Here is a 24,911-nt window from a genome sequence, read left to right as displayed (position 1 = left end):
GCGGTTCCCGGGCGCTCGCTTTTACTCTTCCTGCTGCCCCAGCGCATATTTATACAGCGCATTTTTCTTCACGCTGTGAATTTCTGCTGCCAGCGCCGCCGCTTTTTTCAGCGGCAGTTCTGCCTGTAGCAGCGCCAGCGTGCGCAGCGCGTCGGCGGGCAGGTCGTCTTCTTGCGCTTTATGCCCTTCGACAATCAGCACCATTTCGCCTTTGCGACGGTTTTCATCTTCTTTGACCCACGCCAGCAGCTCGCCGACCGGCGCGCCGTGAATGGTTTCCCAGGTTTTGGTCAGCTCACGCGCCAGCACCACATAGCGGGATTCTCCCAATACCGCGACGATATCTTCCAGGCTATCTAACAGGCGGTGGGTTGACTCATAAAAAATCAGCGTTCGCGGCTCCGCTTCAATGGCTTTTAGCGCATCACGGCGGCCTTTGGATTTCGCCGGTAAAAAGCCTTCATAGCAGAAACGGTCGGATGGCAGGCCAGCGGCGCTCAGGGCGGCAATCGCCGCACACGGCCCCGGTAGCGGCACCACGCGAATCCCCGCTTCACGGCAGGTACGTACCAGGTGATAGCCGGGGTCATTAATTAGCGGCGTACCGGCGTCGGAAACCAGCGCAATGTTCTGCCCTTCTTTTAGCTTCGCGACCAGCGTTTCCGCTTTTTGTTGTTCGTTATGGTCGTGCAGCGCAAACAACCGGGCATTAATCCCAAAATGTTGCAGCAATAAACCGGTATGACGAGTGTCTTCAGCGGCAATTAAATCAACGGCTTGTAAAACTTCCAGCGCGCGTTGAGTAATATCAGCCAAATTCCCGATAGGAGTAGGTACAATAAAGAGTTGGCCCTGAGAATTATCCGCCGATTCGTTTTGTTTCATTGTGTCGTCCGTATTGCCGATTTAATATTGAGCATTGCGTAAAAAAATATCACTGGATACAGTATGGTACCCTCAACATTTTCTCGTTTGAACGCCGCGCGCGCGCTGCCTGTCGTCCTGGCTGCGCTACTTTTCGCCGGGTGCGGCACCCAGGCGCCAGATCAAAGCGCAGCCTATATGCAGGGTTCAGCGCAAGCTGACTCCGCCTTTTACCTGCATCAGATGCAGCAAAGCGCAGATGATAGCAAGACCAACTGGCAATTACTCGCCATTCATGCACTGCTGAAAGAAGGAAAAAGCCAGCAGGCCGTCGACCTGTTCAACCAACTCCCGCAAAATCTGAATGATGCCCAGCGTCGCGAACAGTCTTTATTAGCGGTAGAAATCAAACTGGCGCAAAAAGATGTCGCAGGCGCGCAGGCCTTGCTGGATAAACTAAAACCCGCCGACTTTGCGCCACATCAGCAAGCGCGTTACTGGCAGGCGCAGATCGTTGCCAGCCAGGGACGCCCGTCGCTTACCCTATTGCGGGCGTTAATCGCCCAGGAACCGCTACTGGCGGCGAAAGAGAAACAAAAAAATATCGACGCCACCTGGCAGGCGCTCTCCGCCATGACGCCGGATCAGGCCAGGACGCTGGTTATCAACGCCGATGAAAATGTGCTTCAGGGCTGGCTGGATCTGCAACGCGTCTGGTTTGACAACCGCAACGATCCGGACATGCTGAAAGCCGGGATCGCCGACTGGCAAAAACGCTACCCGCAAAATCCGGGGGCGAAAATGCTGCCGACGCAGCTCGTCAATGTACAACGTTTTAAACCAGCTTCCACCAGCAAAATCGCTCTGCTGCTGCCGCTGAACGGTCAGGCTGCCGTGTTTGGCCGTACCATCCAGCAAGGTTTCGAAGCCGCGAAAAACCTCGGCACCCAGGCGGTGGAAATGCAGCCTGCCGCCGCGCCTGACGCGCCGGTCGAACCTGGCGTGGAGGAGACGCAACCACAAATGACCAACGGCGTCGCCAGTCCGTCGCAGGCCTCGGTGAGCGATCTGACTGATGACGCTCCATCCCAGTCCGCTACGCCAGTCAGCGCGCCACAAACTCCCCCTGCTACAGCAAGCGCGCCGGCGGATCCCTCCGCTGAATTAAAAATCTACGATACCTCTTCCCAGCCGTTGGATCAGGTGCTCGCTCAGGTTCAGCAAGACGGCGCCAGTATCGTGGTCGGGCCGCTGTTGAAAAACAATGTGGAAGCGCTGATGAAAAGCAACACGCCGCTCAACGTGCTGGCGCTCAACCAGCCGGAAACTGTACGTAGCTTCCCTAATATCTGCTATTTCGCGCTCTCTCCTGAAGATGAAGCCCGTGACGCGGCGCATCATATTTATGACCAGGGCAAGCAGTCGCCGCTGCTGTTGATCCCACGCAGCGCGCTTGGCGATCGCGTGGCGAACGCCTTCACCCAGGAGTGGCAAAAACTGGGCGGCGGCATCGTATTACAGCAAAAATTCGGCTCCGTAGCCGAGCTCAAAATGGGCGTGAACGGCGGCGCGGGTATCGCGTTGACGGGCAGTCCGGTCGCCGCCAGCGTGCCTGCGCACCCGGGCGTCACCATTGGCGGTCTGACTATCCCTGCGCCGCCGACCGACGCGCAAATCACCGGCGGCGGACGCGTAGACGCGGTCTATATTCTGGCTACGCCGGAAGAGATTGGCTTTATCAAACCGATGATCGCCATGCGTAACGGCACCCAGAGCGGCGCGACGCTGTATGCCAGCTCCCGCAGCGCGCAAGGCACCTCCGGCCCCGACTTCCGTCTGGAGATGGAAGGTTTACAATACAGTGAAATTCCTATGCTGGCAGGCGGCAATATGCCGTTGATGCAGCAGGCGCTGAGCGCTGTACATAACGACTATTCTCTGGCGCGGATGTACGCCATGGGCGTGGATGCCTGGACGCTGGCGAACCACTTTTCGCAGATGCGTCAGGTGCAGGGGTTTGAGATCAATGGTAATACCGGCGCATTAACTGCCAGCCCGGATTGTGTGATTAACAGGAAGTTATCATGGCTCAAATACCAGCAAGGGGAGATTGTTCCCGCCAGCTAACGCGTAAACAGGCTGGCGACGCGTGGGAAGCTGCCGCGCGTCGCTGGCTGGAAAGCAAAGGACTGCGGTTTATCGCCGCCAACGTGCGCGAGCGCGGCGGCGAAATCGATCTGATCATGCGTGACGGAAAAACGACGGTTTTTGTTGAGGTCCGCTATCGGCGCTCCGGGCTTTATGGCGGCGCGGCGGCCAGTGTGACCCGCAGCAAGCAACACAAATTATTACATACTGCCCGCTTGTGGCTCGCCCGCCAGAATGGGAGTTTTGATACTGTGGATTGTCGGTTCGATGTGTTAGCCTTCACCGGAAATGAGATTGAGTGGTTTCGGGATGCGTTTAACGACCACTCATAATTGAAGATTTTAAGGATTAGCGTGCTCGAAAGAATCAAAGTTTGCTTTACAGAAAGCATTCAAACTCAAATTGCTGCGGCGGAAGCGCTTCCGGATGCCATTTCCCGCGCCGCCATGACGCTGGTTCATTCCCTGCTTAACGGCAACAAAATCCTCTGTTGTGGAAACGGGACGTCCGCGGCCAACGCACAGCATTTTGCTGCCAGCATGATTAACCGCTTTGAAACGGAGCGACCCAGTTTACCCGCCATTGCACTAAATACCGATAATGTGGTCTTAACTGCGATCGCTAACGATCGCCTGCACGATGAAGTTTATGCAAAACAAGTCCGGGCGCTGGGACATGCAGGCGATGTTTTATTGGCGATCTCTACGCGTGGTAATAGTCGCGATATCGTAAAAGCCGTTGAAGCAGCCGTCACACGTGACATGACCATTGTGGCGCTAACCGGGTATGACGGGGGTGAGCTGGCCGGACTATTAGGGCCGCAGGATGTTGAAATTCGTATCCCTTCACATCACAGCGCGCGCATTCAGGAAATGCATATGCTGACGGTAAACTGCCTGTGCGATTTGATCGATAACACGCTTTTTCCTCACCAGGATGATTAAGGAGTACACATGAAGGCATTTTCGCCGCTCGCAGTCCTTATTTCTGCGTTGCTATTGCAAGGTTGCGTCGCCGCCGCGGTAGTGGGTACGGCAGCCGTCGGCACCAAAGCCGCAACCGACCCGCGTAGCGTGGGCACCCAGGTGGATGACGGAACGCTGGAACTGCGTGTCAGCAGCGCGCTGTCGAAAGATGAGCAAATCAAAAAAGAGACGCGCATCAATGTCACGGCTTATCAGGGCAAAGTTTTGTTAGTGGGCCAGTCGCCAAACAGCGAACTCTCCGCACGCGCGAAACAGATAGCGATGGGCGTTGAAGGCACCACCGAGGTCTATAACGAGATTCGCCAGGGTCAGCCTATCGGCCTGGGGACCGCCTCTAACGATACCTGGATCACCACGAAAGTTCGCTCACAGCTACTGACCAGCGATCAGGTAAAATCGTCAAATGTGAAAGTCACCACCGAAAATGGCGAAGTATTCCTGCTGGGCCTGGTAACTGAACGTGAAGGTAAAGCGGCAGCGGACATCGCCAGCCGGGTGAGCGGCGTGAAACGCGTGACCACCGCCTTTACGTATATTAAGTAACCGGTGTGCCGGGTGGCGATAAAAATGTGTAAACCGCGTCGCCATCCGGTAAATCATCCGGCTTCGCTACCCCGCTTTTTCCCGCAGTTGCGATGAGGTCAGAATCGTCACGCCTTCTTGTGCTGGCGCCAGCGCTTCCGCCAGCATGGCCCGCGCCACATCCCGCGCATCAATCGATTTCCAGTTTCCGGGCAGCAGCCGGAATAGCGGAGCGAAAAGCGTTTCATTCACCCGCCGCGTTGTTCTGTCGCCGAGCAGCATAGAAGGCCGGGCAATCGTCAAACGAGGCCAATCTTGCGCGATTAACGCCTCCTCCATTTCTCCTTTCACCCGATTGTAGAAAAACGGAGAGTGCGCGTTTGCTCCCATTGCGCTGACCACCAACATGTGCTGCGCGCCCAGTCGACGCCCGGTCAGCGCGGTATCAACCACCAGCGTATAATCCGCATGAATAAACGCCGCTTTACTTCCCGCTTCACGCCGGGTCGTGCCCAGGCAGCAAAAAACAATATCTACCGGGTCGGTCACCTGAGCTAACGCGTCGGTAAGCTGCGGATCGTGAGGGTTATAAACGCCGACAATATCCGTCAGCGGACGACGCGTCGGCGCGGCGATAGCGCTCACCTGCGGCGTGTTGATTAACATTCTCAGCAGATGTCCGCCGACCAGTCCGGTCGCGCCGGTAATCAGTACCTGACTCATCCTCGCTCCTTTACAGATTTGTCCACCTTGCACTCTCGGCCCTATCGACCAGGCTTAATAGTCTACGAGGTAAGTATCCATCATTGTGGAAAATTTGCCTTACCCGACGCCACCACTGCGGAGGAAACGCATGAGTAAGAAAATTGCCGTTTTGATTACCGATGAATTTGAAGATTCAGAATTTACCTCGCCGGCTGCAGAATTCCGTCAGGCCGGCCATGAGGTCATCACCATCGAAAAAGAGGCGGGTAAAACGGTGAAAGGAAAAAAAGGCGAGGCCAGCGTCACCATTGATAAGGCTATTGATGACGTTCGTCCCGACGAGTTCGACGCCTTGCTATTGCCGGGAGGTCATTCGCCGGACTACCTGCGCGGCGACAGCCGTTTCGTGGATTTTACCCGCGATTTCGTTAACAGCGGTAAACCGGTTTTTGCCATTTGCCACGGCCCGCAGTTGTTGATCAGCGCCGATGTCATTCGTGGCCGCAAACTCACGGCGGTGAAACCGATTATTATCGATGTGAAGAACGCGGGCGCGGAATTTTACGATCAGGAAGTCGTCGTCGATAAAGATCAGCTGGTGACCAGCCGCACGCCTGACGACCTGCCGGCATTTAACCGCGAGGCGCTACGCCTGCTGGGCGCGTGAGTCGCGTAACCAGTGCAGTTTTTTACCAAACCCCAGCGTGTTGTCGGTGAATTTAATCTCATCCAGCCGGATTTCCCATACCGGCGCTGGCAGCACCCTGGCGACCGGGAAGCGACGAAGGTAAGCTTTACGCGCGGCGTCGCTCTCCTGCCCCTCCAGACGGCGAATTACCCCTTTAAACTGCACGCCGCGAATGCGCGCCACCGTTTTCGGCTGACCATTGACCGTTCCCGCAACTGGCGCGCACGCGCCGGACATTTGCGCATGGCGGGTTTTATCATCCGTTAACAGATACAGTGCGACGTTTTGCGCATCGAACAAATAAAACGCATTGGCGCACCACAGCTCTCCCTCATGGTGTACGCACCAGGTCACCACGTGTTGTTTCGCCAGCCAACGGCCAATAGCGGTAAGTGTGTCCATCTTTATTCTCGCTTATACTGGGAACCTGAAAATTATCATGCTGATGGCGACAATGACACCCTGGTATCTGTATCTGATTCGTACCGCAGACAATGCGCTTTACACCGGAATAACCACCGATGTGGCGCGTCGTTACAGGCAGCATCAAACGGGAAAAGGCGCAAAAGCATTACGGGGAAAAGGCGAGTTAACGCTGGCGTTTGCGGCGCAGGTCGGCGATCGCTCGCTGGCCCTGCGCATAGAGTATCGCATCAAACAGCTCACAAAGCGCCAGAAGGAGCGCCTTGTGACGGAACGCGAAGCGTTTGAGGCGCTGCTGTCCAGCCTGCAAACGCCGGTGCTTAAAAACGATTGAAGTGGTCGTGATACTCCACCAGCCCCGTCACGCCTTCCAGCGCATCCTCAGCCAAACGGTGTACCTGGAAAGCGCTTTCCGTACCGGGCCAACGGCAGTGAAGATCGTAATGCGCGGCCAGTTCAAAACCGAAGCGGCTATATAACGCCGGGTCGCCCAACGTCACGACCGCCGCGTAGCCGAACTCGTTGAGCGAATCCAGCCCTTCATACACTAACTGGCGCGCCAGCCCTTGCCCGCGATACTTTTCATCGACCGCCAGCGGCGCCATGCCGACCCACTGTAAATCTTCGCCCTGCACATCAACCGGACTAAAGGCGACATAGCCCACCACCTGGCCTTCATCATCCGTGGCCACCAGTCCGAGCGTCAGAAAACCATCTTCACGCAAATCGTGAACCAGCTTCGCTTCCGCATCGCTTTCGAATGAACGGCGTAACAGCGCATCAATACCAGGCGCATCAATAGGAATTTCTACTCGAATTAGCATGGTTCACCTACCGAGGTCTGTTTGGTTTCCGGCGAGTTTTTCATACCCGCCTCAACAAAATCCGCCAGTTGCAGCAGCATAACGCGTAACGCTTTCGGCATCTGCTCCAGTTCGATGGCGTCCATCAGATTCTTCACATACAACCCTAACTCAGTATCGCCTTCAATGACCAGTCGACGCTGGAAAAAGAGCGTATCCGGGTCCTGTTTACGGGCAGCTATCATTAGCAGATCGCTGGCGTCGGCGCTAAAACTGACGTCGGCATCCGCCTGCTGGCTAACGATCAGTTTTTCATTTTCAACCGTGGTATACCATTTTAAGTCGATGTCACGAACATGAATGCTTAACCAACGACCTTCGAGGAATTCCAGCTCTCCATCGGCCAGCGCCTGACGAAACTGCCAGCTCAGAACCTGTTCCAGAACCTGGCGCTTTAGCGCAAAGGGCGTCAGTTTAACCGGTACACTCATCAGAGACGGGCCAGCATGGACTAAGCGTGAACGCAGTTTATCTAACACGAGCTTTACTCCCTGTTTCAATAGTCCTGTTATTTTGCCATATCCAATAAATCACATGGCGGCGTAAATCAACAATTGGGTCTGATTTTCTACCCCATTATTGGTGTTACCAATACGCCTTTAACTGCCTTAAATCAAAAATTGTCGCAGCAAGGTTAACTAAAATCCCTGTTCGTTAACAATTTTGCGTCTCAGACGTAACCCTCAGGATAAATTATGGAGCTGCTCTGCCCTGCCGGAAATCTCCCGGCGCTGAAGGCGGCCATCGAAAACGGCGCTGACGCCGTTTATATCGGGTTAAAAGACGATACCAATGCCCGTCATTTTGCCGGCCTTAACTTTACCGAAAAAAAATTGCAGGAAGCGGTGAGTTTTGTTCACCAACATCGCCGCAAATTACACATCGCCATTAATACTTTTGCGCATCCGGACGGCTATGCCCGCTGGCAGCGCGCCGTGGATATGGCGGCGCAGCTTGGCGCCGACGCGTTGATTCTCGCCGACCTCGCTATGCTGGAATATGCCGCAGAGCGTTACCCGCATATTGAGCGCCATGTTTCCGTTCAGGCCTCGGCAACCAACGAAGAGGCGATTCGCTTTTATCACCGCAACTTTGATGTCCACCGCGTAGTACTGCCGCGTGTACTGTCGATTCACCAGGTAAAACAACTGGCCCGCGTCACGCCGGTGCCGCTGGAGGTATTCGCGTTTGGCAGCCTGTGCATTATGGCGGAAGGTCGCTGCTATCTTTCTTCTTACCTGACGGGGGAGTCGCCCAATACCGTCGGCGCCTGCTCGCCCGCCCGCTTTGTCCGTTGGCAGCAAACGCCGCAGGGGCTGGAATCGCGCCTGAATGATGTCCTGATTGACCGTTACCAGGATGGCGAAAACGCGGGCTACCCAACGCTGTGTAAAGGCCGCTATTTAGTGGACGGCGAGCGCTATCACGCGCTGGAGGAGCCAACCAGCCTGAACACGCTGGAACTGCTGCCGGAGCTCATGGCGGCGAACATCGCTTCGGTGAAGATCGAAGGTCGCCAGCGCAGCCCGGCCTATGTCAGCCAGGTGGCGAAAGTGTGGCGCCAGGCGATCGATAGCTGCAAAGCCGCCCCGCAAAACTTCGTTCCACAGCGCGACTGGATGGAGACGCTCGGCGCGATGTCCGAAGGCACCCAAACCACGCTTGGCGCATATCACCGTAAATGGCAGTGAGAGGAGCTATGAAATATTCCTTAGGACCGGTGCTTTATTACTGGCCGAAAGAGACGCTGGAAGATTTTTATCAGCAGGCCGCAAAAAGCAGCGCTGATGTCATTTATCTGGGCGAAGCGGTGTGCAGCAAGCGTCGCGCGACCAAAGTCGGCGACTGGCTGGAAATGGCGAAATCCCTCGCCGCCAGCGGTAAGCAGGTGGCGCTCTCCACCCTGGCGCTGGTACAGGCGTCATCTGAATTAAGCGAGCTGAAACGCTATGTGGACAACGGCGATTTTCTGCTGGAAGCCAGCGATCTTGGCGTGGTGAATCTGTGCGCCGAGCGCAAACTGCCGTTTGTCGCCGGCCATGCGCTGAATTGCTACAACGCGGTCACGCTGCGCCGGTTGCTGAAAGAAGGCATGGTACGCTGGTGTATGCCGGTGGAGCTGTCCCGCGACTGGCTGGTGAATTTGCTTAATCAGTGCGATGAACTGGGCATCCGTAATCAGTTTGAAGTGGAAGTGTTGAGCTACGGGCATCTGCCGCTGGCCTACTCCGCTCGCTGCTTTACCGCCCGTTCGGAAGACCGCCCGAAAGATGAGTGCGAAACCTGCTGTATCAAGTATCCAAACGGTCGTGACGTGCTCTCGCAAGAGAATCAGCAGGTGTTTGTGCTTAACGGTATTCAGACCATGAGCGGCTATGTCTATAACCTTGGCAACGAACTGACGTCGATGCAGGGATTGGTCGATATCGTGCGGCTGTCGCCGTTGGGGACGGAGACATTTGCCATGCTTGATGCCTTTCGCGCTAACGAAAACGGCGGCGCACCATTACCGCTTGCCGCGCATAGCGACTGCAACGGCTACTGGAAGCGGCTGGCAGGGCTGGAGCTACAGGCCTAGCCGGATGGCGGCATAAATACCTTGTCCGGCCTACAAATAGCGCTCCCGTAGGCCCGATAAGCGCAGCGCTATCGGGCATTGTTTTGCCGTCAGTCTCATAAAGCTCACTTTGTTAACAACATTCGCTAATCTTTAATGCAGTATTAAAAGATTAACCGGTAACAAAGTGAGCCGTTATGACTGACAAAACTATTCCGTTCTCGGTGCTGGATCTGGCGCCGATCCCTGAAGGATCTTCGGCAAAAGAAGCCTTCACGCACTCGCTTGATCTCGCACGGCTGGCTGAAAAGCGCGGTTATCACCGCTACTGGCTGGCAGAACATCACAACATGACCGGTATCGCCAGCGCGGCGACCTCGGTATTGATTGGTTATCTGGCGGCCAATACCACAACATTACATCTTGGCTCCGGCGGCGTGATGCTGCCTAACCATTCACCGCTGGTGATTGCCGAGCAGTTCGGCACGCTGAATACGCTCTACCCGGGACGTATCGACTTAGGGTTGGGACGCGCGCCGGGTAGCGATCAGCCGACGATGCGCGCGCTGCGTCGCCATATGAGCGGCGATATCGATAACTTTCCACGCGATGTCGCAGAGCTGGTGGACTGGTTCGACGCTCGCGACCCTAATCCGCATGTGCGCCCGGTTCCCGGCTACGGCGAGAAGATCCCGGTCTGGCTGTTGGGCTCCAGCCTGTATAGCGCACAGTTGGCGGCCCAGCTTGGCCTACCGTTCGCCTTTGCTTCGCATTTCGCGCCGGATATGTTGTTCCAGGCGCTGCATCTGTACCGTACCCAGTTCAAACCTTCAGCGCGGCTGGAAAAACCGTACGCGATGGTGTGTATCAATATTATCGCCGCCGACAGCAACCGCGACGCCGAATTCCTGTTTACCTCCATGCAGCAGGCTTTTGTGAAGCTACGCCGTGGGGAAACCGGCCAACTGCCGCCGCCGATTGAGAATATGGAGACCTTCTGGTCGCCATCCGAGCAGTATGGCGTGCAGCAGGCGCTGAGTATGTCGCTGGTCGGCGATAAAGCGAAAGTCCGCCACGGGCTGGAATCCATCCTGCGGGAAACCCAGGCGGATGAAATTATGGTCAACGGGCAGATTTTCGACCACCAGGCGCGGCTGCATTCGTTTGATTTGGCGATGGATGTGAAGCAGGAATTGTTGGGGTAGTGCGTTGTTTTGCCCGGAGGCGCTTCGCTTACCGGGCCTACAGCATCAAGTAGGCCGGATAAGGTGCAACCGCCATCCGGCACAATAACGTTACTGGTACACCGGCAGCAAATTAAAGCTCGACAGAATATGGATAACCGCGTTGCCGACACCGAAGACCAGAATCAGTACAATCATCGGCGTGCCGCCCCAGACGCGGAATTTCGGGCTGCCGAAACGTTCGCGAGATTTACGTGCTAACAGCGCAGGCACAATGGCCGCCCAGATAGTTGCAGCTAAACCTGCATAGCCAATGGCGTACAGAAAACCGTTCGGCCACAGCAGGCCACCGACAATTGGCGGCACAAACGTCAGCAGTGCGGTTTTAAAACGCCCCATTGCCGAGTCATCAAAACCAAACAGATCCGCCAGATAGTCAAACAGCCCCAGCGTCACGCCGAGGAAGGAACTGGCGACCGCAAAGTTAGAGAACACCACCAGCAGCAGATCCAGGCTGCGGCTGTTCAGCACGCCGCTTAACGCCTGTACCAGCACATCAATATTGCCGCCTTTCTGTGCAATGCCGATAAATTCTGGACGCGGGATGTTGCCCATCGTCCCCAGCAGCCAGACGGAATAGAGCGCCAGCGCCAGTAACGTTCCATAAATCAGGCATTTCACGATGGTGCGCGGATCTTTGCCGTAATATTTCATCAGGCTCGGTACGTTACCGTGATAACCAAAAGAGGCCAGACAAAATGGCAGCGTCATCAGCAGGTACGGCGTATATGACGCGTGGCTTTCAGCCACGTTAAACAACGTGGCAGGCTGAACGTGTCCTAACAGGCTGCCGAAGGTCAGGAAGAAAGTAATCACTTTCGCGCCCAGCACAATCGCCGTCATCCGACTGACCGCCTTCGTACTCAGCCACACGACAAACGCCACCAGCAGCGCAAAGGCAAAACCTGCCGCTCGCGCCGGAACGTTCAGCGACATCTCAGCAAAGGTATGATGCAGAATTGAGCCGCTCGCCGAGATATAGGCGTAAGTCAGGATGTAGAGCACAAAGGCAATAGAGATGCCGTTGACAATGTTCCAGCCTTTCCCCAACAGATCTTTGGTGATGGTGTCGAAACTCGAACCAATGCGGTAGTTAAGGTTGGCTTCGAGGATCATCAGCCCGGAGTGCAGCATACAAAACCAGGTAAAGATCAGCGCCGCCATCGACCAGAAGAACCACGCCCCGGACATGACCACCGGCAGGGAGAACATCCCCGCGCCAATGATGGTGCCGCCGATAATCACCACGCCGCCAAGCAGCGAAGGTGACGTTTGGGTGGTGGTAAGTGTTGCCATTCAGCTCTCTCTCCAGTCATTTATAGTGTGACTATCTCTCAATACGCTGCACTGTACCAGTACACGAGTACAAAAGAAATAAAAAAAGCCCCGATTGTGACGATCGGGGCTGTATATTTTACTTTACGCTGTGAATGCGCAGGTCAGCGCGAGTTACGCATCACCGCCGAAACGACGGCGACCGGTAGAGTCATCACGACGCGGACCACGGCTTTCACGACGTTCGCCGCTGAAGCGACGACCATCACCACGACCACCTTCACGACGTTCGCCGCTGAAATTACGACCGCCTTCACGACGTTCGCCACTGAAGCTACGACCACCGCCGCGACGTTCGCCGCCCGCGTGCGGAACCGCATCACCCAACAGCTGCATATTCATCGGCTTGTTCAGAATGCGGGTACGCGTGAAGTGCTGCAACACTTCGCCCGGCATACCTTTCGGCAGCTCGATGGTGGAGTGAGACGCGAACAGCTTAATGTTACCAATGTAACGGCTGCTGATGTCGCCTTCGTTAGCGATAGCGCCCACGATATGACGAACTTCAACGCCGTCATCACGGCCCACTTCAATGCGGTATAACTGCATATCGCCAACGTCACGACGTTCACGACGCGGACGTTCTTCACGGTCGCCACGCGGGCCACGGTCATTACGATCGCGCGGACCACGGTCGTCACGGTCACGGAATTCACGCTTAGGACGCATCGGCGCATCCGGCGGCAGGATCAGCGGACGCTCGCCCTGCGCCATTTTCAGCAGTGCGGCGGCCAGCGTTTCGAGATCCAGCTCTTCACCTTCGGCAGACGGCTGGATTTTCGCCAGCAGCGCACGGTACTGATCCAGATCGCTGCTTTCCAGTTGCTGCTGAACTTTCGCGGCGAATTTTTCCAGACGGCGTTTGCCCAGCAGTTCTGCGTTCGGCAGTTCCACTTCCGGAATGGTCAGCTTCATGGTGCGTTCGATGTTGCGCAGCAGACGACGCTCGCGGTTCTCAACGAACAGCAGCGCGCGACCGGCGCGACCCGCACGGCCGGTACGACCGATACGGTGAACGTAGGACTCGGAGTCCATCGGGATATCGTAGTTCACCACCAGGCTGATACGTTCAACGTCCAGACCACGTGCCGCAACGTCGGTGGCGATCAGGATGTCCAGACGACCATCTTTCAGGCGTTCCAGAGTCTGCTCACGCAGCGCCTGGTTCATATCGCCATTCAACGCGGCACTGTTGTAGCCGCTACGTTCCAGCGCTTCTGCTACTTCCAGGGTCGCGTTTTTGGTACGCACGAAGATAATCGCCGCATCAAAGTCTTCCGCTTCCAGGAAACGCACCAGCGCTTCGTTTTTACGCATACCCCAGACAGTCCAGTAGCTCTGGCTGATGTCAGGACGGGTAGTCACGCTGGACTGAATGCGCACTTCCTGCGGCTCTTTCATAAAGCGGCGGGTAATGCGACGAATCGCTTCCGGCATGGTGGCGGAGAACAGAGCGGTCTGATGACCTTCCGGGATCTGCGCCATAATAGTTTCAACGTCTTCGATGAAGCCCATACGCAGCATTTCGTCGGCTTCATCCAGCACCAGACCACTCAGTTTAGAGAGGTCGAGGGTGCCGCGTTTTAAGTGATCAAGCAGACGTCCCGGCGTACCGACAACGATCTGCGGCCCCTGACGCAGGGCGCGTAACTGCACGTCATAACGCTGACCGCCGTACAGGGCAACCACGTTTACGCCGCGCATGTGTTTAGAGAAATCCGTCATGGCTTCGGCCACCTGTACCGCCAGTTCGCGGGTTGGCGCCAGCACCAGAATCTGAGGTGCCTTCAGCTCAGGATCAAGATTGTTGAGCAGCGGTAAAGAGAACGCTGCGGTTTTGCCGCTACCGGTCTGGGCCATGCCCAGCACGTCGCGACCGCCCAGCAGATGCGGAATGCACTCTGCCTGGATTGGAGATGGTTTTTCGTAACCCAGATCGGTAAGGGCTTCAAGGATAGGAGCCTTCAGCCCCAGATCTGCAAAAGTGGTTTCGAATTCAGCCATGTAGTACGTGTGCCTCAAAATTAATGGCGGCCAGTCTACATAACTCATCATGAAATTGATCTGCAATTTTCATTGAAAAGTGTGAACCGGCTCAAAGTAGGTGTATTAACGAACAACAACGCCCTCACCCGCGAAGGTGATGGCAATCAAAAAGATTACGGGCTGATATGTTCGTCAGCTATTGCTGGTCCGATTCTGCCAGGTCATCTTGGTCCTGGCCCAGGAGCGATAATTCCAACAATGCGTATCGGTGCTCAACAAAGTTATGAACGTTGTTGGCCACCGCCAGTTTGAACAGAGCCGTGGCGCTGTCCAAATCCCCCAGACTTAGGTAATACTTACCTAAATAGAAGTTGGTTTCACTGAGATGCTCAGCGAGCGAGGTGTTATCCGTTGCGTCCGCCTTGAGCCTTTCCATCAGCGTTGCTTCGCTAATGTCGCCCAGGTAGAACTCGACAATGTTCCATCCCCATTGCTCTTTATCCGATTTTTCGAAGCGTGCTTTTAACGCTTCTTTCGCCTGCTTCTCATTAAGCTTCTGCTCAACAAGATACAGCCACAGGCTGCGGTAAGGATCATTGGGATCGTCTTGATAAAACGCCAGCAGATCATCTTGCGCTAACTTATCACGGCCGCCGTAATACAATGCGATACCGCGGTTTAAGTGCGCGTAGTTGTAAGTTGGATCAAGCTCTAGTACAGAATCAAACGCTTCATAGGCAGCATCAAAATTGCCTGCCTGCGTTAAATAAATGCCTAAGTAATTGAATACTTCAGGCATATCCGGTCTGATTGCCAGCGCTTGTGAAAAATCATTTCGCGCTAATGCCCTCAAACCAAGACTATCATACAACACTCCGCGCTCATATAAAAGCTGTGCGCGTTCGTCATCGGTTAAAGCCCGACTGGCAAGAATCTGTTCCATACGCGCCAGAATCACTTCCTGCTGTAAAGTCGGTTGCAATGGTACTGCGAGGACTTCACTTTTACGCCAGGCGGAATTACTGCATCCTGCAAGCGTAAGTGCTGTCGCAACGAAACACCAGCGCAAAAAAGGCTTCATTTCCCACTCCCGAAGACAACGATTGAATGAACGTCCTGTTCCCCGGTGGCTCAACAAGGCGTCCAGCCAGGTCTAAAGCCCTCCGCACTGCGGAGGGCAAAAGGCTACCTTACTCGGCCTGTTCGCTCGCCGGAGCTTCCGGCGCAGCCGCAGGTTGAGACTGCTCGGTTGCTTCTTTAATGCTCAGACGTACACGGCCCTGGCGGTCAACTTCCAGAACCTTAACCGGGACTTCCTGACCCATCTGCAGATAGTCGGTCACTTTCTCTACACGCTTATCCGCGATTTGAGAGATGTGAACCAGACCTTCTTTACCGCCGCCGATGGCAACAAACGCGCCAAAGTCAACGATACGGGTCACTTTACCATTGTAGATACGGCCGACTTCGATCTCTGCGGTGATCTCTTCGATACGACGGATAGCATATTTCGCTTTTTCGCCGTCGGTCGCCGCGATCTTCACAGTACCGTCATCTTCGATTTCGATGGTGGTGCCGGTCTCTTCAGTCAGCGCGCGGATCACAGAACCGCCTTTACCGATCACGTCTTTGATCTTGTCCGTGCTGATCTTGATGGTATGGATACGCGGCGCAAATTCAGAGATATCGCCGCGCGGCGCGTTGATCGCCTGTTCCATCACGCCCAGGATGTGCAGACGCGCACCTTTAGCTTGGTTCAACGCAACCTGCATGATCTCTTTGGTGATACCTTCAATTTTGATATCCATCTGCAGCGCAGAGATACCGTCGCGGGAACCCGCCACTTTGAAGTCCATATCGCCCAGGTGATCTTCGTCGCCCAGAATGTCAGACAGTACAACGTAGTTGTCGCCTTCTTTCACCAGACCCATAGCGATACCTGCTACGGCGGCTTTAATTGGCACGCCAGCGTCCATCAGCGCCAGAGAAGCGCCGCACACGGAAGCCATAGAGGAAGAACCGTTGGATTCGGTGATTTCAGACACCACGCGAACGGTGTACGGGAATTTATCCATGTCCGGCATCACTGCCAGCACGCCGCGCTTCGCCAGACGACCGTGACCAATTTCACGACGCTTCGGAGAACCGACCATGCCGGTTTCGCCTACGGAGTACGGAGGGAAGTTGTAGTGGAACAGGAAGCTATCAGTGCGCTCGCCCATCAGTTCATCAAGCACCTGCGCGTCACGAGCAGTACCCAGAGTCGCGGTAACCAGCGCCTGCGTTTCACCACGGGTAAACAGAGCGGAACCGTGAGTACGCGGCAGCACGCCAGTGCGCACGTCCAGACCACGGATCATGTCTTTTTCACGGCCATCAATACGCGGCTCGCCTGCCAGTACGCGGCTACGCACCACGTTTTTCTCAATAGCGTGCAGGATTTCGCCCAGCTCGTTAGCATCCAGAGTTTCATCTTCTGCAATAAGCTGCTCGATGGTTTCGGATTTGATTACGTCAACCTGAGCATAGCGTTCTTGTTTATCGGTGATGCGGTACGCGTCGCTCAGACGAGATTCAGCAAGCGCAGCAACACGCGCGTTCAACGCGTCGTTGACGGCTTCCGGCTGCCAGTCCCAACGTGGTTTACCGGCTTCTTTCACCAGATCGTTGATCGCCTGGATAACAACCTGCTGCTGCTCGTGACCGAATACCACCGCGCCCAGCATAGTGTCTTCGCTCAGCAGTTCAGCTTCGGATTCCACCATCAGCACAGCCGCTTCGGTACCGGCAACCACCAGGTCCAGCTTGCTTTCTTTCAGCTCGTCCTGGGTCGGGTTCAGCACGTACTGGTCATTGATATAACCTACGCGCGCCGCGCCGATTGGGCCGTTGAACGGAATGCCGGACAGCGACAGTGCAGCAGATGCGCCGATCATCGCCACGATATCCGGGTTAACCTGCGGGTTAACGGAAACGACGGTCGCGATAACCTGCACTTCGTTAACGAAGCCTTCCGGGAACAGCGGACGAACCGGGCGGTCAATCAAACGCGCGATCAAGGTTTCGCCTTCGCTTGGACGGCCTTCACGACGGAAGAAGCTGCCCGGGATACGACCAGCAGCGTAGGTACGCTCCTGATAGTTAACGGTCAGTGGGAAGAAGTCCTGGCCTGGTTTGGCTTTTTTCTGGCCGACAACGGTAACGAATACGGCGGTGTCATCCATGCTTACCATAACAGCGGCAGTGGCCTGACGCGCCATCATGCCAGTTTCCAGCGTAACGGTATGCTGACCGTACTGGAATTTACGAACGATCGGATTAAGCAAAATAATATCCTTTCCAATTTTTGACGGCATAATACGCGCCGTCGTTAATACCCGATCTTCTGCGCATCCTCGCGACTAATGACAACCCTAACCCTGATATGGGTAAAGCCTCTCATTAGCCGCGCGAACCTCTGCAACGGAAGATCATTCATAGCAACAATACATTAGTTTCCAGCGAATTGCTGCCATCTGCTGGAAAAAAGGGGCCATGAAGGCCCCCTCTTTCTGAAACTCGAAAGAATTAGCGACGCAGACCCAGACGCTCAATCAGCGCGGTGTAGCGTGCAACATCTTTACGTTTCAGGTAGTCGAGCAGTTTACGACGCTGAGAAACCATACGCAGCAGACCACGACGGCTGTGGTGATCTTTTTTATGCTCTGCAAAGTGCCCCTGCAGGTGGTTAATCTGTGCAGTCAACAGAGCAACCTGAACATCGGTAGAACCGGTGTCGTTTGCGTCACGACCGAACTCAGAAACGATTTTAGCTGTAGCTTCAGTACTTAGAGACATTTTAAAACTCCAAAGTATTTAAGAATGAGAGGACGCCGATCTCTAATTCAGCGATCCCAGTGTACGCCGCGTAAACTGTTAAATAATTTACGCGACGTTAAGCGGCGGTATTCTACTCGCAGCGCTCTCTTATCGCAAGATGAAGCGACATTACGCTGGGTACTCTACTACCAGCCGACGAGGCGCGACACGGCCTTCGTCGTCAATTTCGCCCATACCGATAAATTTACCGTCTTCACCTTCCGTCACACGAACCAGTCCCTTCAACGGCGCGCCCGTGGTACGAACCGGGTTGCCATTCTTGAAGTATACCGAAGATGTTAACGGTAGATTAACAACCGGATAGTCCGAAGCTGGACTGTCCATTGGCATCAATAATGGATCGAGCAACTGCGCCGCCGGAACGCCCTGCTGTTCCGCCTGTGCTACCAGCTCGCGCAAGTGCTCCAGCGTCACCATACGATCCACCGGATACTTGCTGACCGTCAGACGACGCAGGTACGTTACGTGCGCGCCACAGCCCAGTTTCTCACCTAAATCATCAATAATGGTACGAATATAGGTGCCTTTGGAGCAGTGAACTTCCAGCTCCAGCTCGTTACCTTCATGGCGAATAAACAGCAGCTCATAGACGGTAATCGGGCGGGCTTCGCGCGGCACTTCGATACCCTGGCGGGCATATTCGTACAGCTTCTTGCCCTGATACTTCAGCGCCGAATACATCGAGGGAATCTGTTCGATATCCCCACGAAAGGTCTCCAGCGCGCTCGCAAGCTGCTCAGCGCTGAAAGTCACCGGACGCTCCTGCACGATTTGACCATCGGCGTCAGAGGTATCCGTGCGCTGCCCCAGACGGGCAATAACACGATAGCGTTTGTCAGAATCCAGCAGGTACTGCGAAAATTTTGTCGCTTCGCCGAGGCAAATCGGCAACATGCCGGTCGCCAGCGGGTCCAGCGCGCCGGTATGCCCGGCGCGGTTGGCATTGTAGATGCGCTTAACTTTCTGCAGCACGTCATTGCTGGACATGCCCTGCGGCTTATCCAGCAGCAGAACGCCGTGAATGTCGCGGCCACGACGACGAGGACGACTCATCAGTCCTCCTTGCTGTCGTCCGGGTTCACACGACGTTCTTCGTCATGTTTCACCACGTTAGTCACCAGGTTGGACATACGCATCCCTTCCACCAGCGAGTTGTCGTAGAAGAAGGTCAGTTCCGGTACGATGCGCAGACGCATCGCTTTACCCAGCAAGCTGCGGATGAAACCAGACGCTTCCTGCAGGGCCTTAATGCCGTTTTTCACAGCCGCTTCGTCCTGATCGTTGAGGAACGTCACGAATACTTTGGCGTATGCCAGATCGCGGGACATTTCAACACCCGATACGGTGGTCATCATACCTACACGTGGATCTTTGATTTCGCGTTGCAGGATGAGCGCGATCTCTTTCTGCATCTCTTGCGCTACGCGCTGAGGGCGACCAAATTCTTTCGCCATAATAAATTCTCCAGAATAAAGACAAAAAAGGGGCCATAAGCCCCTTTTTAAATTTCTTGCCGGGTGGCGCTTCGCTTACCCGGCCTACGCCTAATCATCTTCTAAGGATTTTGGATTGCAACAAGGCGGCAAGCTCGTAAATCCCCGGGAGCATAGATAACTATGTGACCGGGGTGAGCGAGCGCAGCCAACGCCGTTGCGGCCCAAAAGACGACGAAGATTAAGCGATAGTACGTTGGATCTCGATAATCTCGAATACTTCGATCATATCGCCAACGCGAACGTCGTTGTAGTTCTTCACGCCGATACCACATTCCATGCCGTTACGGACTTCGTTAACGTCATCTTTGAAGCGGCGCAGGGATTCCAGCTCGCCTTCATAGATAACCACGTTGTCACGCAGAACGCGGATTGGGTTATGGCGTTTAATCGTACCTTCGGTAACCATACAGCCCGCGATCGCGCCGAATTTCGGCGATTTGAACACATCGCGTACTTCAGCCAGACCGATGATCTGCTGTTTCAGCTCCGGAGACAGCATACCGCTCATCGCCGCTTTCACTTCGTCGATCAAGTTATAGATGACGGAGTAGTAACGCAGATCCAGGCTCTCGGATTCAATCACTTTACGCGCAGAAGCGTCGGCACGAACGTTGAAGCCCACCAGAATGGCGTTGGACGCCGCAGCCAGGGTCGCGTCGGTTTCGGTGATACCACCTACGCCAGAACCGATGATCTTCACTTTCACTTCGTCGGTAGACAGTTTCAGCAAAGAGTCGGAAATCGCTTCCACAGAACCCTGTACGTCGGCCTTCAGCACGATGTTCACTTCGTGAACTTCGCCTTCGGTCATGTTGGCGAACATGTTCTCGAGTTTAGATTTCTGCTGACGCGCCAGTTTAACTTCACGGAATTTACCCTGACGATACAGAGCCACTTCACGCGCTTTCTTCTCGTCGCGAACGACGGTCACTTCGTCACCGGCAGCCGGAACGCCGGACAGGCCGAGGATTTCCACCGGAATGGACGGACCCGCTTCCAGCACTTCCTGACCCAGTTCGTTACGCATCGCACGCACGCGGCCGTATTCGAAGCCACACAGCACGATATCGCCCTTATGCAGCGTACCTTCGCGTACCAGAACGGTAGCCACCGGACCACGACCTTTATCCAGGAAGGATTCGATCACCGCACCGCTCGCCATACCTTTACGAACGGCTTTCAGTTCCAGAACTTCGGCCTGCAGCAGGATAGCGTCAAGCAGTTCGTCAATACCGGTACCTGCTTTCGCAGACACGTGAACGAACTGGCTCTCGCCGCCCCACTCTTCCGGCAGAATGCCGTACTGGGACAGTTCGTTCTTAACGCGATCCGGATCGGCTTCCGGCTTATCGATTTTGTTCACCGCAACCACGACCGGCACACCTGCCGCTTTCGCGTGCTGGATAGCTTCGATAGTCTGCGGCATCACGCCGTCGTCTGCCGCTACCACCAGAACCACGATATCCGTTGCCTGGGCACCGCGAGCACGCATAGAAGTAAATGCGGCGTGGCCCGGGGTGTCCAGGAAGGTGATCATCCCGTTGTCAGTTTCAACGTGGTAAGCACCGATGTGCTGGGTAATGCCGCCCGCTTCGCCAGAGGCTACTTTCGTGGAACGAATGTAGTCCAGCAGAGAGGTTTTACCGTGGTCAACGTGACCCATGATGGTCACAACCGGTGCGCGCGGTTCAGCCGCAGCGCCGGTATCACGGTCGCTCATTACCGCTTCTTCCAGTTCGTTTTCACGACGCAGGATAACTTTGTGGCCCATCTCTTCGGCAACCAGCTGTGCGGTTTCCTGGTCGATGACCTGGTTGATGGTGGCCATGGCGCCCAGCTTCATCATCGCTTTGATGACCTGAGAACCTTTCACCGCCATCTTGTTCGCCAGTTCGCCAACGGTGATGGTTTCACCGATCACCACGTCGCGGTTAACGGCCTGAGCGGGCTTCTGGAAGCCTTGCTGTAAAGAAGACCCTTTACGCTTGCCGCCTTTACCGCCGCGAACCGCAGCACGCGCTTCTTCGCGATCGGCTTTGGATTCGGCATGTTTGCCTTTTTTCGCCGGACGCGCCGCTTTTGCATTACGGCCACGACCACGACCGCCTTCAACTTCACGATCGTTTTCGTCTTCGGCCTGGCGCGCGTGCTGAGAAGTGGTGACATGATAGTCACTGGTGTCTTCTACTGGCTCAGGCGTTGCGGTCCATTTGTTTTCTTCCGCCATGCGGCGAGCTTCTTCTGCTACACGACGCGCTTCTTCTTCGAGTTTGCGACGTGCTTCTTCTTCCGCTTTACGCTTCAGCTCTGCAGCTTCATTCTCACGGCGGGCTTTTTCGGCCTGGGCGGTTTTGGTCATATCGTCAGTCTGTTGATTGCTCACTTTGTCTTTTTCCGCAGCTTCACGTTTCGCTTTTTCAGCGGCTTCACGCTTAGCTTGTTCTGCGGCCTCGCGTTCAGCTTTTTGTTGCGCCTCGCGTTTGGCCTGTTCTTCTGCCTCACGACGGGCTTGCTCTTCCGCTTCACGCTGCGCCTGCTCTTCCGCGGCCAGGCGTTCAGCCTCTTGCGGATCGCGTTTCACAAAGGTGCGCTTCTTGCGGACTTCGATTTGTACCGATTTACTTTTTCCACCGGTACCTGGAATATTCAGGGTGCTGCGCGTCTTACGCTGCAGCGTCAGTTTATCGGGACCAGAAACCGCTTCGCGGTTCAGGTGCGCCAGTAAAGTCTGTTTTTCTTGTGCGGACACAGAGTCGTCAGCAGATTTCCGGATACCTGCATCAGCAAACTGCTGTACCAGGCGATCCACGGAAACCTGTCTCTCTGCGGCCAGCGCTTTTAGGGTTACATCTGTCATGCTGTTCCTTCCTGCTACAGTTTATTACGCTTCGTCGCCGAACCAGCAAATATTACGGGCAGCCATAATCAGCTCACCGGCTTTTTCGTCGGTCAACCCTTCGATATCAGCCAGATCATCAATGCCCTGGTCGGCGAGATCTTCCAGCGTACAAACACCACGAGCCGCCAGTTTGAAAGCCATATCGCGATCTAATCCTTCCAGATTCAGCAGATCGTCAGCCGGTTTGTTATCACCGAGGCTTGCTTCCTGGTCCTGCGCCAGAGTGGCCAGTGCGTTTTTAGCACGCTCGCGCAGTGCTTCAACGGTCGGCTCATCAAGGCCGTCAATTTCCAGCAGTTCTTTCATTGGCACATAGGCCAGTTCTTCGAGCGTGGAGAAACCTTCTTCTACCAGAACGGTCGCGAACTCTTCATCAATATCAAGATATTTAGTAAAGATCTCGATAGCGGCATGTGCTTCAGCCTGATGTTTAGCCTGCAAGTCATCAACGGTCATTACGTTGAGTTCCCAGCCGCTCAATTGCGAAGCCAGGCGGACGTTCTGACCATTACGTCCGATCGCCTGCGCCAGATTACCGGCTTCAACGGCGATATCCATGGTATGTTTATCTTCGTCCACCACGATAGACGCGACGTCTGCCGGTGCCATCGCATTAATGACGAACTGCGCCGGGTTATCATCCCACAGCACGATATCGATACGCTCACCGCCCAGTTCGGTAGAAACCGCCTGAACGCGCGCGCCGCGCATCCCCACGCAAGCGCCGACCGGATCGATACGTTTATCGTTGGTTTTCACTGCGATTTTCGCACGAGAACCCGGATCGCGAGCCGCCGCTTTAATTTCAATCACTTCTTCGCCGATTTCCGGCACTTCGATGCGGAACAGTTCGATCAGCATTTCCGGCTTGGAACGGGTGACGAACAGCTGCGCGCCACGCGCTTCCGGGCGAACAGCATACAGCACGCCGCGAATACGGTCGCCAGGGCGGAAGTTTTCGCGCGGCAGCATATCTTCACGCAGAATCACCGCTTCAGCGTTACCGGCCATCCCTTCGGATTTAATTTCCAGAGAGATATTGTCGCGGTTCACTTTCTTCACCACGCCAGTGACGATTTCGCCTTCCTGGTCGCGGAACTGATCGACAACCATCGCCCGTTCAGCTTCACGGACCTTCTGTACGATAACCTGTTTCGCAGTCTGCGTGGTGATACGGTCAAAGGTGACAGATTCAATCTGATCTTCAACATAGTCGCCGACATTCAGGCTTTCGTCTTCAAAACGCGCCGCTTCCAGCGTAATTTCCTTCGTCGGCATGGTCACTTCTTCAACGATCAACCAACGGCGGAAAGTATCAAAATCACCGCTTTTACGATCGATTTCTACACGAACATCGATCTCCTGCTCATATTTTTTCTTTGTTGCTGTCGCCAGCGCACTTTCCAGCGCTTCAAAAATTTTTTCGCGTGGCAGCGCTTTTTCGTTGGAGACGGCTTCAACAACAGCCAAAATTTCTTTGTTCATCGCGGGCTTTTCACCTCATCCAGACTGTTAAAAGTGGGGAACCAGGTTCGCCTTCTGGATATTACTCAGCGCGAACACTTCATCTTTGCCTTCGACTGTGACGGTAATCATTTCACCGTCCACCGCTTTGATAATGCCCTGCCACTTGCGACGGTTCTGTACCGCCATGCGAAGAACCAGCGCGACTTCTTCACCCTGGAAACGCGCATAGTGATCGGCAGTGAACATAGGACGGTCGAGACCCGGTGACGAGACTTCAAGGTTGTAAGCCACGGAGATAGGATCTTCAACGTCCAGCACCGCGCTTACCTGGTGGCTCACATCAGCACAATCATCAACATTGATGCCATCTTCACTATCAATATAGATGCGCAGTGTGGATGTGCGACCGCGAATAAATTCGATGCCGACCAGCTCGTAGCCTAAGGCTTCAACTGGCGCTGTAATCATCTCTGTTAATTTTTGCTCTAATGTGGACAAGCCCACCCCCAAGACATAAAAAAAGGGCCTAAAGCCCAGTTATTCTGTAGTCAGATAACAAAAAACCCCGATAAATCGGGGCTTTAGATAACTGAACCCTATAACCGCAACGGCGGTCTGGTGTACCTTCCGAAAGAATTTTTTTCAAATCCAGCTACGAAGGACATAATCTTCACAGTATATTTGAAAAAGAACTCTAAGGGAAAGTGGTTGCGGGGGCCGGATTTGAACCGACGACCTTCGGGTTATGAGCCCGACGAGCTACCAGGCTGCTCCACCCCGCGCCTGAAACGTGGCAAATTCTACTCGTTTTGGGTAAAAAATGCAAATACTGCTGGGATTTGGTACCGA

General features: G+C 54.8%; 25 protein-coding genes and 1 tRNA gene. 9 read left to right on the top strand and 17 right to left on the bottom strand.

The genetic code is table 11. From position 1 onward, the window contains the following. Window positions 1–21: 21 nt before the first annotated feature. Window positions 22–885 (bottom strand): 16S rRNA (cytidine(1402)-2'-O)-methyltransferase, encoded by an 864-nt coding sequence (rsmI, locus tag LCS67_RS02800; protein ID WP_000812285.1) that lies wholly within the window; start codon window positions 883–885, stop codon window positions 22–24. Window positions 886–948: 63 nt separating this feature from the next. On the opposite strand from rsmI, the gene LCS67_RS02795 reads away from it, so the two are divergent. From LCS67_RS02795 to dolP, 4 genes are read left to right on the top strand one after another with little or no spacing between them, the layout of a single operon-like run. Then, on the top strand, window positions 949–2,991 hold the full coding sequence (locus tag LCS67_RS02795) for a penicillin-binding protein activator (protein WP_031566790.1): 2,043 nt from the start codon (window positions 949–951) through the stop codon (window positions 2,989–2,991). Further along, window positions 2,949–3,344: a YraN family protein gene (locus LCS67_RS02790; RefSeq protein ID WP_000057285.1), complete on the top strand. Its 396-nt coding sequence runs from the start codon at window positions 2,949–2,951 to the stop codon at window positions 3,342–3,344. The genes LCS67_RS02795 and LCS67_RS02790 overlap by 43 nt, the downstream gene beginning before the upstream one ends. 21 nt (window positions 3,345–3,365) lie before the next feature. Then, window positions 3,366–3,956 carry a DnaA initiator-associating protein DiaA gene (gene diaA, locus LCS67_RS02785; protein WP_000893481.1) on the top strand — a complete coding sequence of 197 codons (591 nt, stop codon included), beginning with the start codon at window positions 3,366–3,368 and terminating at the stop codon, window positions 3,954–3,956. A 9-nt stretch (window positions 3,957–3,965) separates the two neighbouring features. Continuing rightward, on the top strand, window positions 3,966–4,541 hold the full coding sequence (dolP, locus tag LCS67_RS02780) for a division/outer membrane stress-associated lipid-binding lipoprotein (RefSeq protein ID WP_000643280.1): 576 nt from the start codon (window positions 3,966–3,968) through the stop codon (window positions 4,539–4,541). A gap of 66 nt (window positions 4,542–4,607) precedes the next feature. On the opposite strand, the gene LCS67_RS02775 is transcribed toward dolP, so the two are convergent. Continuing rightward, window positions 4,608–5,243, bottom strand: a complete 636-nt coding sequence (locus LCS67_RS02775; RefSeq protein ID WP_001552025.1) for an NAD(P)H-binding protein — start codon at window positions 5,241–5,243, stop codon at window positions 4,608–4,610. Between the two features lie 130 nt (window positions 5,244–5,373). Here LCS67_RS02775 and yhbO point away from each other — a divergent pair, with 130 nt between their 5' ends. Further along, the gene (gene yhbO, locus LCS67_RS02770; RefSeq protein ID WP_000037599.1) at window positions 5,374–5,892 is read left to right on the top strand and encodes a protein/nucleic acid deglycase; all 519 of its coding nucleotides are present in this window, start codon (window positions 5,374–5,376) and stop codon (window positions 5,890–5,892) included. Here the strand turns inward: yhbO and LCS67_RS02765 are convergent. Next, window positions 5,872–6,315, bottom strand: coding sequence for a YhbP family protein (locus tag LCS67_RS02765; RefSeq protein ID WP_000380406.1), 444 nt, complete (start codon window positions 6,313–6,315; stop codon window positions 5,872–5,874). The two genes, yhbO and LCS67_RS02765, sit on opposite strands and share 21 nt — an antisense overlap. A 37-nt stretch (window positions 6,316–6,352) precedes the next feature. Here LCS67_RS02765 and LCS67_RS02760 point away from each other — a divergent pair, with 37 nt between their 5' ends. Beyond that, entirely contained in the window at window positions 6,353–6,670 is a 318-nt protein-coding gene (locus LCS67_RS02760; protein ID WP_000928379.1) for a GIY-YIG nuclease family protein, read from the top strand. On the opposite strand, the gene LCS67_RS02755 is transcribed toward LCS67_RS02760, so the two are convergent. Continuing rightward, window positions 6,657–7,160: a GNAT family N-acetyltransferase gene (locus tag LCS67_RS02755; protein WP_000908562.1), complete on the bottom strand. Its 504-nt coding sequence runs from the start codon at window positions 7,158–7,160 to the stop codon at window positions 6,657–6,659. The genes LCS67_RS02760 and LCS67_RS02755 overlap by 14 nt on opposite strands. Further along, a complete protein-coding gene (gene ubiT, locus LCS67_RS02750) occupies window positions 7,154–7,678 on the bottom strand; it encodes a ubiquinone anaerobic biosynthesis accessory factor UbiT (protein ID WP_000884721.1) in 525 nt (174 codons plus the stop codon). Before ubiT ends, LCS67_RS02755 begins: the two co-directional genes overlap by 7 nt. Window positions 7,679–7,894: 216 nt before the next feature. On the opposite strand from ubiT, the gene ubiU reads away from it, so the two are divergent. From ubiU to LCS67_RS02735, 3 genes are all read left to right on the top strand, one after another. Continuing rightward, complete coding sequence (gene ubiU / locus LCS67_RS02745; RefSeq protein WP_000421310.1) at window positions 7,895–8,890, top strand: ubiquinone anaerobic biosynthesis protein UbiU; 996 nt, start codon at window positions 7,895–7,897, stop codon at window positions 8,888–8,890. 8 nt (window positions 8,891–8,898) lie between these two features. Continuing rightward, on the top strand, window positions 8,899–9,777 hold the full coding sequence (locus LCS67_RS02740; protein ID WP_000877715.1) for a U32 family peptidase: 879 nt from the start codon (window positions 8,899–8,901) through the stop codon (window positions 9,775–9,777). Window positions 9,778–9,953: 176 nt separating this feature from the next. Further along, window positions 9,954–10,961 (top strand): luciferase-like monooxygenase, encoded by a 1,008-nt coding sequence (locus LCS67_RS02735; protein WP_000130432.1) that lies wholly within the window; start codon window positions 9,954–9,956, stop codon window positions 10,959–10,961. Window positions 10,962–11,051: 90 nt separating this feature from the next. On the opposite strand, the gene mtr is transcribed toward LCS67_RS02735, so the two are convergent. From mtr to LCS67_RS02675, 12 genes are all read right to left on the bottom strand, one after another. Then, on the bottom strand, window positions 11,052–12,296 hold the full coding sequence (gene mtr / locus LCS67_RS02730) for a tryptophan permease (RefSeq protein WP_000224322.1): 1,245 nt from the start codon (window positions 12,294–12,296) through the stop codon (window positions 11,052–11,054). Window positions 12,297–12,449: 153 nt separating this feature from the next. After that, window positions 12,450–14,339, bottom strand: a complete 1,890-nt coding sequence (deaD, locus tag LCS67_RS02725) for an ATP-dependent RNA helicase DeaD (RefSeq protein ID WP_000807248.1) — start codon at window positions 14,337–14,339, stop codon at window positions 12,450–12,452. Beyond that, window positions 14,332–14,412, bottom strand: coding sequence for a protein YrbN (gene yrbN / locus LCS67_RS02720; RefSeq protein WP_010723222.1), 81 nt, complete (start codon window positions 14,410–14,412; stop codon window positions 14,332–14,334). The genes deaD and yrbN overlap by 8 nt, the downstream gene beginning before the upstream one ends. A 105-nt stretch (window positions 14,413–14,517) precedes the next feature. Then, complete coding sequence (gene nlpI / locus LCS67_RS02715; RefSeq protein WP_000802069.1) at window positions 14,518–15,402, bottom strand: lipoprotein NlpI; 885 nt, start codon at window positions 15,400–15,402, stop codon at window positions 14,518–14,520. A gap of 109 nt (window positions 15,403–15,511) precedes the next feature. Continuing rightward, window positions 15,512–17,647, bottom strand: coding sequence for a polyribonucleotide nucleotidyltransferase (pnp, locus tag LCS67_RS02710; RefSeq protein ID WP_001670767.1), 2,136 nt, complete (start codon window positions 17,645–17,647; stop codon window positions 15,512–15,514). A gap of 241 nt (window positions 17,648–17,888) precedes the next feature. After that, the gene (gene rpsO / locus LCS67_RS02705; protein WP_000059465.1) at window positions 17,889–18,158 is read right to left on the bottom strand and encodes a 30S ribosomal protein S15; all 270 of its coding nucleotides are present in this window, start codon (window positions 18,156–18,158) and stop codon (window positions 17,889–17,891) included. A 150-nt stretch (window positions 18,159–18,308) separates the two neighbouring features. Continuing rightward, complete coding sequence (gene truB, locus LCS67_RS02700; protein WP_023212280.1) at window positions 18,309–19,253, bottom strand: tRNA pseudouridine(55) synthase TruB; 945 nt, start codon at window positions 19,251–19,253, stop codon at window positions 18,309–18,311. Next, the gene (gene rbfA, locus LCS67_RS02695; protein ID WP_001040208.1) at window positions 19,253–19,654 is read right to left on the bottom strand and encodes a 30S ribosome-binding factor RbfA; all 402 of its coding nucleotides are present in this window, start codon (window positions 19,652–19,654) and stop codon (window positions 19,253–19,255) included. The genes truB and rbfA overlap by 1 nt, the downstream gene beginning before the upstream one ends. A 220-nt stretch (window positions 19,655–19,874) precedes the next feature. Further along, entirely contained in the window at window positions 19,875–22,553 is a 2,679-nt protein-coding gene (infB, locus tag LCS67_RS02690) for a translation initiation factor IF-2 (protein WP_000133064.1), read from the bottom strand. 24 nt (window positions 22,554–22,577) lie between these two features. Continuing rightward, entirely contained in the window at window positions 22,578–24,080 is a 1,503-nt protein-coding gene (nusA, locus tag LCS67_RS02685) for a transcription termination factor NusA (RefSeq protein ID WP_001031038.1), read from the bottom strand. Window positions 24,081–24,107: 27 nt separating this feature from the next. Further along, on the bottom strand, window positions 24,108–24,560 hold the full coding sequence (gene rimP, locus LCS67_RS02680) for a ribosome maturation factor RimP (protein ID WP_000105461.1): 453 nt from the start codon (window positions 24,558–24,560) through the stop codon (window positions 24,108–24,110). Window positions 24,561–24,767: 207 nt separating this feature from the next. Further along, window positions 24,768–24,844, bottom strand: a tRNA-Met gene (locus LCS67_RS02675). Window positions 24,845–24,911: the final 67 nt, after the last annotated feature.

It is taken from the genome of Salmonella sp. A7 (genome assembly GCF_020181675.1).
Taxonomy (GTDB): Bacteria; Pseudomonadota; Gammaproteobacteria; order Enterobacterales; family Enterobacteriaceae; genus Salmonella; species Salmonella enterica.
The sequence above is the reverse complement of the archived record's forward strand: the minus strand, read 5'-3'. Positions and strand labels throughout refer to the sequence as shown.

Coding starts and splice junctions, on each gene's coding strand:
- rsmI (WP_000812285.1), bottom strand. CDS start 885: ATGAAACAAAACGAATCGGCGGATAATTCTCAGGGCCAACTCTTTATT.
- LCS67_RS02795 (WP_031566790.1), top strand. CDS start 949: ATGGTACCCTCAACATTTTCTCGTTTGAACGCCGCGCGCGCGCTGCCT.
- LCS67_RS02790 (WP_000057285.1), top strand. CDS start 2,949: ATGGCTCAAATACCAGCAAGGGGAGATTGTTCCCGCCAGCTAACGCGT.
- dolP (WP_000643280.1), top strand. CDS start 3,966: ATGAAGGCATTTTCGCCGCTCGCAGTCCTTATTTCTGCGTTGCTATTG.
- LCS67_RS02775 (WP_001552025.1), bottom strand. CDS start 5,243: ATGAGTCAGGTACTGATTACCGGCGCGACCGGACTGGTCGGCGGACAT.
- yhbO (WP_000037599.1), top strand. CDS start 5,374: ATGAGTAAGAAAATTGCCGTTTTGATTACCGATGAATTTGAAGATTCA.
- LCS67_RS02765 (WP_000380406.1), bottom strand. CDS start 6,315: ATGGACACACTTACCGCTATTGGCCGTTGGCTGGCGAAACAACACGTG.
- LCS67_RS02760 (WP_000928379.1), top strand. CDS start 6,353: ATGCTGATGGCGACAATGACACCCTGGTATCTGTATCTGATTCGTACC.
- LCS67_RS02755 (WP_000908562.1), bottom strand. CDS start 7,160: ATGCTAATTCGAGTAGAAATTCCTATTGATGCGCCTGGTATTGATGCG.
- ubiU (WP_000421310.1), top strand. CDS start 7,895: ATGGAGCTGCTCTGCCCTGCCGGAAATCTCCCGGCGCTGAAGGCGGCC.
- LCS67_RS02740 (WP_000877715.1), top strand. CDS start 8,899: ATGAAATATTCCTTAGGACCGGTGCTTTATTACTGGCCGAAAGAGACG.
- LCS67_RS02735 (WP_000130432.1), top strand. CDS start 9,954: ATGACTGACAAAACTATTCCGTTCTCGGTGCTGGATCTGGCGCCGATC.
- mtr (WP_000224322.1), bottom strand. CDS start 12,296: ATGGCAACACTTACCACCACCCAAACGTCACCTTCGCTGCTTGGCGGC.
- deaD (WP_000807248.1), bottom strand. CDS start 14,339: ATGGCTGAATTCGAAACCACTTTTGCAGATCTGGGGCTGAAGGCTCCT.
- yrbN (WP_010723222.1), bottom strand. CDS start 14,412: ATGAAAATTGCAGATCAATTTCATGATGAGTTATGTAGACTGGCCGCC.
- nlpI (WP_000802069.1), bottom strand. CDS start 15,402: ATGAAGCCTTTTTTGCGCTGGTGTTTCGTTGCGACAGCACTTACGCTT.
- rpsO (WP_000059465.1), bottom strand. CDS start 18,158: ATGTCTCTAAGTACTGAAGCTACAGCTAAAATCGTTTCTGAGTTCGGT.
- truB (WP_023212280.1), bottom strand. CDS start 19,253: ATGAGTCGTCCTCGTCGTCGTGGCCGCGACATTCACGGCGTTCTGCTG.
- rbfA (WP_001040208.1), bottom strand. CDS start 19,654: ATGGCGAAAGAATTTGGTCGCCCTCAGCGCGTAGCGCAAGAGATGCAG.
- infB (WP_000133064.1), bottom strand. CDS start 22,553: ATGACAGATGTAACCCTAAAAGCGCTGGCCGCAGAGAGACAGGTTTCC.
- nusA (WP_001031038.1), bottom strand. CDS start 24,080: ATGAACAAAGAAATTTTGGCTGTTGTTGAAGCCGTCTCCAACGAAAAA.